Genomic DNA, 1,450 nt, shown 5'->3' with positions numbered 1-1,450 from the left:
CAATAATGCGAAGGTTATCACAAAACGATTATCTGGTAATGATGGAGTAGATGTTACACCCGTTCCCATACCGAACACGAAGGTTAAGCTCTACATCGCCCATGGTACTGCCCGGGAAGCTGGGTGGGAGAGTAGGATGTTGCCAGGTCTAAATTGGATCTTTAGCTCAGTTGGTTAGAGCAACCGGCTCATAACCGGTCGGTCTGGGGTTCGAGTCCCTGAAGGTCCACTTAATATGGGGGTATAGCTCAGCTGGGAGAGCACCTGCCTTGCACGCAGGGGGTCAAGAGTTCGAATCTCTTTATCTCCACCATTTAAAAGCTATGGATATAATCCATAGTTTTTTTTATTATGTAGGTATTTCAATAAGTATGTTACTGTGTTAGAATTTAATAAATAGATTATTTAAGGATAAGGAAGTGTCGGAGAAGTGACACCAAAGGACAGAAGAGATTTCATATTAGATATATTTTTGAAGGATGATACTCCTCAAAAAGGGAATAAATTAGCTGTTGAGCTTGGAGTAACTAGACAGGTTATTGTGAAGGATATAGCAATCTTAAGAGCTGAGGGTAATAATATAATTGCTACTCCAGAAGGATATATCATACCTAAAACAGTTAGAAAGACAATAAAGAGGATGATAGCAGTAAATCATTCAAAAGATGATATAGAGGAAGAACTTAAGATTATTATTAAGTATGGAGCTATAATTGAAGATGTAATTGTAGAGCATCCTGTATATGGAGAAATAAAGGGTATGCTTATGATAAAATCATTAAAAGATTTAGAGAATTTTATAAAAAGATTTAATAGTAAAAATGCTGAGCCTATTTCTGGACTTACTGGAGGAATACACATTCATACAATAGATGCGGAAAATGAATCAGTAATTGATGATATAAAAGAGGAATTAAGGTTAAAGGGTTTTTTAGCGAGTGATTAATATACAGTAGTAATTAGCAAGGATAATGGAGGAGTAGTATTGAAAAAATTATATTCTATAATAACAGGGATAGTTATATTAGCACTTATCATAATTTTTTTTGATAGAGTAGTAAATTTTTTTGTTAATATTCAGTGGTTTAAAGAAATGGGATATGTTCCTGTGTATTTTACAAGAGTTTTAGCAACAATTAAGATAATGATACCAATTTTTATTTTATGCTTTGTATTTATTGAGTTGTATTATAGAAGTATAGTAAACTCAATAATTAAGGTGAAACAGCATATTGAAATTGATAAGATTAAGAAGAAGTTATATGGGAGGATATTTATACTTATCAATGTGCTTATATCACTATTATTATCATATATTATCTCATCTAAATATTGGTATAGGATTTTACAGATGACTAATTCATCTAATTTTAATACTAAGGATCCTATATTTGGCATAGATATCTCATTTTTTATGTTTAAATTACCGTTGGTAGAGTCTTTATACAAG

The 1,450-nt window shown here is 32.1% G+C and carries 2 protein-coding genes, 2 tRNA genes and 1 rRNA gene; all 5 read left to right on the top strand.

Translation table 11 applies throughout. The annotated features are described in order from the left end of the window. The first annotated feature begins 31 nt into the window (after nt 1-31). Nucleotides 32-148: ribosomal RNA gene (rrf, locus tag CLORY_RS22810) — 5S ribosomal RNA — on the top strand. 7 nt (nt 149-155) lie between these two features. Further along, nucleotides 156-229, top strand: a tRNA-Ile gene (locus CLORY_RS22805). An 8-nt stretch (nt 230-237) separates the two neighbouring features. Continuing rightward, nucleotides 238-313: transfer RNA gene (locus CLORY_RS22800), tRNA-Ala, on the top strand. A 117-nt stretch (nt 314-430) separates the two neighbouring features. Continuing rightward, the gene (locus tag CLORY_RS22795) at nt 431-946 is read left to right on the top strand and encodes a transcription repressor NadR (RefSeq protein WP_079428885.1); all 516 of its coding nucleotides are present in this window, start codon (nt 431-433) and stop codon (nt 944-946) included. A gap of 39 nt (nt 947-985) precedes the next feature. Further along, on the top strand, nt 986-1,450 hold a 465-nt coding region (locus tag CLORY_RS22790; RefSeq protein WP_169911736.1), incomplete at its 3' end, for a UPF0182 family protein.

Origin of the sequence: Clostridium oryzae, assembly GCF_002029235.1 — a bacterium.
GTDB classification, from domain to species: domain Bacteria; phylum Bacillota; class Clostridia; order Clostridiales; family Clostridiaceae; genus Clostridium_AE; species Clostridium_AE oryzae.
This window is presented reverse-complemented; position numbering and strand designations above follow the sequence as displayed.